Origin of the sequence: Salinivibrio sp. MA427 (assembly GCF_001996115.1) — a bacterium.
Taxonomy (GTDB): Bacteria; Pseudomonadota; Gammaproteobacteria; order Enterobacterales; family Vibrionaceae; genus Salinivibrio; species Salinivibrio costicola.
Map to the genome: position 1 here is coordinate 1 of NZ_MUFH01000258.1, position 3,596 is coordinate 3,596.

At 50.3% G+C, this 3,596-nt stretch carries 3 protein-coding genes; 1 reads left to right on the plus strand and 2 read right to left on the minus strand.

The window, feature by feature from the left end; all coding sequences use genetic code 11:
* Window positions 1-165: 165 nt before the first annotated feature.
* A complete protein-coding gene (locus tag BZG79_RS12895; RefSeq protein WP_025744663.1) occupies window positions 166-651 on the minus strand; it encodes a hypothetical protein in 486 nt (161 codons plus the stop codon).
* A gap of 314 nt (window positions 652-965) precedes the next feature.
* On the opposite strand from BZG79_RS12895, the gene BZG79_RS12900 reads away from it, so the two are divergent.
* Window positions 966-1,421: a methylglyoxal synthase gene (locus tag BZG79_RS12900; RefSeq protein WP_077774591.1), complete on the plus strand. Its 456-nt coding sequence runs from the start codon at window positions 966-968 to the stop codon at window positions 1,419-1,421.
* A 65-nt stretch (window positions 1,422-1,486) separates the two neighbouring features.
* Here the strand turns inward: BZG79_RS12900 and helD are convergent, their stop codons facing one another.
* Window positions 1,487-3,562 carry a DNA helicase IV gene (helD, locus tag BZG79_RS12905; RefSeq protein ID WP_199877826.1) on the minus strand — a complete coding sequence of 692 codons (2,076 nt, stop codon included), beginning with the start codon at window positions 3,560-3,562 and terminating at the stop codon, window positions 1,487-1,489.
* Between the last annotated feature and the right edge of the window lie 34 nt (window positions 3,563-3,596).

Here is a 3,596-nt window from a genome sequence, read left to right on the forward strand (position 1 = left end):
GCTGTAAGGTGGCCGCGAGGTTTTTAATTTGCCGACTCGGCGTTGGTGCCTGCATCTGCGATTTAATGTCGCCAGCCTTACGCCCTGCCAAAGACAGGTTAAATTGCGCAAACCTCAGGGTTGATGGTGCTGTCATGATAGCCTACTCGTGCGCTGAAAAGCCGACTATTTTAACAGGCTCTCAAGGGCACGACGAATTTGTAATGCATCTTCGACGGCACGATGGGGGGCGGGTCCCAATGCTTTCATTTCGCGACTAAAATCACGTCGGTCGAGATCACTGTGCTTTTTTAGCCACTGGTTTACCTCCATTAACGTAAATGAAGGACGCATATAGCAGGCTTTATAAAGCCGCCCCATCCAAAATAGGTCCCACTGGCTGTCGCATAATACATGCTCAAACGGTGCGAGCGTTTGGTTAAGGTGCTGACATACTGCCAATACACTGGTGCCTTCTGTGGCTAATGTCTTTTGCGAGATACCATGAATACGGGATTCAGCTTCGTGGTCCCAGTGATGCCAATGGCCACTGGCGGTGGAGGGATCAATTAAAAAACTTTGACTATCGCCATTTGGCAATACGTATCCTACCTCAATCGGATAAGACATTAACGACAAACCGGATGCTTCAAAATCCAGTGTCACCCACATACGCGTACTCCTTGCTCATAAACTCTCCTGTATAACGAGGCGCTTCCCTTGCCTAGTTAGTTAACTGTAGCCTTTTTGTTGTCACTTCGATGGACTGTCGCGCCACTTTTGCGTGCTTGATTAACAACTGGCTGTAAAAACAGACTTCATTTCATGTGCTTGGAGAGTTTTTATTGATAATGTGATAACTCTAACAGCCTATGTTCGGCGTTTGTCAGGTGTACGCTATAATTCGATGCAAGATTGGCGTAGGCTTCAATACACTGTTCATTCGCAGTTTGGCGTTAATCGCCTTGTTTTAGATGGAATCGATTATGAAACAAACGTCTCGCACCATGCTTGCACGCAAACACGTCGCGTTAGTGGCACATGATCACTATAAAGATGCCCTGAGCGACTGGGTAAAAGAAAATAAAGAAATACTGAGCCAGCACGCGCTTTATGCCACCGGCACCACGGGCCACATCCTTGCAAGAGAAACGGGGCTAAAAATAACACCTTTGATGAGCGGCCCAATGGGCGGGGATCAGCAACTCGGGGCGATGATTTCTGAACAAAAAATCGATGTGATGATTTTCTTCTGGGATCCCCTCAATGCGGTCCCACACGATCCAGATGTTAAAGCGCTGCTGCGCGTCGGTTCCGTATGGAATATTCCGATTGCCACCAACCGCTCAACCGCCCGCTTTATGATCACGTCGCCGCTATTCGGGCAGGATGTCAACATCCAAATTCCTGATTATCAAGCGTACTTAGACGAGCGTTTGTGATCTTTTTTCCCACACTGTCTGTCGATAACTAACGCCGTCTATGGCTAATAGTGTGGGAGACCGCCTCAAAGGTTTCCTTTCAGTTCCTCCACAAACGGCGAGGCATGGCCTTTTTGATGTACTAGCCACACTTGTTTTTGGGCACGCGTCAGGGCGACATAAAACAATCGCCGTTCTTCCGCGTGTTCAATTGGCTCTTCATTTTTCCCTAATAAGGCCTCATCGAGTGACAGCGAGCGTTGCTTGGCCGGAAACACTCCCTCATCCATGCCGAGAATAAACACATAGTGGGCTTCTTGCCCCTTGCTGGCGTGCGCGGTGGTATAACGAAGCGCCAGTGATGGATAAGCTTTCTGCCAAGTTTCTAGATCGTTAGGGCATCGAGTGTGGGTGCGACCAATCAGCATCACAGTCACGGGTTGCGTCGTTTTGGCGTGCTTTTTGGCAAGGCTTGCCAGTGTCTTTTCTAACTTATCGTCAGTGATCACTTTAATAACTTTGGGCGTTTTCGCCGATGCTTTGTCGCGCGCGTAATCTAATTGCTTAGTGAGCTGTTTGGGGTTTTGGCAAATAAACTGCTGCGCAATATCCCCCAACGCTGCTGGATAGCGATAACAGGTGGTCAGCCAGCAAATTTCACTGTCTCCAAAGCGCTGAGCAAAATCCGTGGTTAAACTGACATCGGCACCGGCAAAACGATAAATGGCTTGCCAATCATCCCCGACGGCATATAACGAGGCGCGTGGCGTTAAGATTTCACTGTCCGTTTTGCCGTGACACAAGGCCTCGAGCATCGCCAATCGTGCCGGCGAAATGTCTTGGTATTCATCGACCATCACAAACTGGATGGGCGTGGCGAATTTTCGCTGTTGGAACAACTTGGTCGCTTTTGCGATCAATCCATCAAAATCAACGGCGTTCTCCGCTTTTAGTGCTTGTTTATAAGCTTGATACAACGGCCAAATCACCGCCAGTTCGTTTTTTAACCCGATCTGCTCCTCAAAACTTGCCAGTTTATCGGTCAGCGCACGCTTGGTGGTATTGGCTTGGATCACCCGGGAGAGACGCGACCAAACCCAGCTGTGCAACCGACTTTCATGGGCACACGCGCTGAGCTCGGCCTGATCATCAATCGGCAGTGCGTGCTGCTGATGCAGTTTTTCCCATGCTTTATGTGTGTTGGGCTGCTGCCACTGCTCGGCGAGTGCTTGAGTCAGCCAGGCGGCTTTGGCGGTCTCATCACTGGCCAGCGAGGAAATGATAGGGGCCTGCCCTTGGTGCTCGGCAAGTTGCTGGCGGGCAAAGCCATGAAAAGTGGTGACATTCACCTCATGGCCGGTTTTGGTCTTGATCCGAGTTTTAAGCTCAGTCGCGGCATCACGGCCAAAGGCAAGCAATAAAAGCTGCTCAGGCTTGGCTTGCCCACTTTCAATTAAGTAGGCAGCGCGTGCCACCAATACGCTGGTTTTGCCGCTACCGGGCCCCGCCACCACCAAGGTATGAGATTCATCGGTAAGCACAGCCTCACGCTGCGCCGGATTCAGTGGTGACGATTCAATCTGATCAAACCAGGTTTGCCACTGGTTGAGCATCGCCGCTTGCCATTGCTGGTTACGGGTTTTCAGCCAATGGGTATCGCCTTGCAACACCGGCGTCAACGTGGTGGCGACGCCTTCATCTAACTGGGAAAGGAAAGCAGCTGGGATCCCCTCGCTTTCTAGCGTATCCAATAACGTTTGCTGGGCAGTGCGTAATTGCGCCATGCGAACGTATCCTGGCGCGTTCACCAGCGCCTCATAGTCAGCCAACAAGCTCGGTCGAATGAGCGCTAACTGTTTTTGATAGCGTGCGACATAGGCTTGATAACGCGCGTGAATGGCTTTACCGGCCTGTTTAGCACGTCGCCAAGGCAGGCCAAACACATCAAATGGATAAGCATCTCCTTGCTCTGTGAAGCCAGTCAACGAGATGGTTCCCCAGAGTAACCCACGCGAAATAGTGAGCTGTCCATCCCAGGCAGAAAAGGGAATATATTGACGATGGTGGCGAGATTCGAGCAGTAAGCCATCATTTTCTAGCTGTAAACTATAATGATCGCCATAAACAAGCCATTGTGCCCAGCGATTTGCAGAGAGTTTCATATCAATACGTTAGTCAGCCAATGAGGGATAGGCG

What these genes read in the sequence shown, in the direction of transcription:
- BZG79_RS12895 (WP_025744663.1), bottom strand. Translation starts at nt 651, where the DNA reads ATGTGGGTGACACTGGATTTTGAAGCATCCGGTTTGTCGTTAATGTCT.
- helD (WP_199877826.1), bottom strand. Translation starts at nt 3,562, where the DNA reads ATGAAACTCTCTGCAAATCGCTGGGCACAATGGCTTGTTTATGGCGAT.
- BZG79_RS12900 (WP_077774591.1), top strand. Translation starts at nt 966, where the DNA reads ATGAAACAAACGTCTCGCACCATGCTTGCACGCAAACACGTCGCGTTA.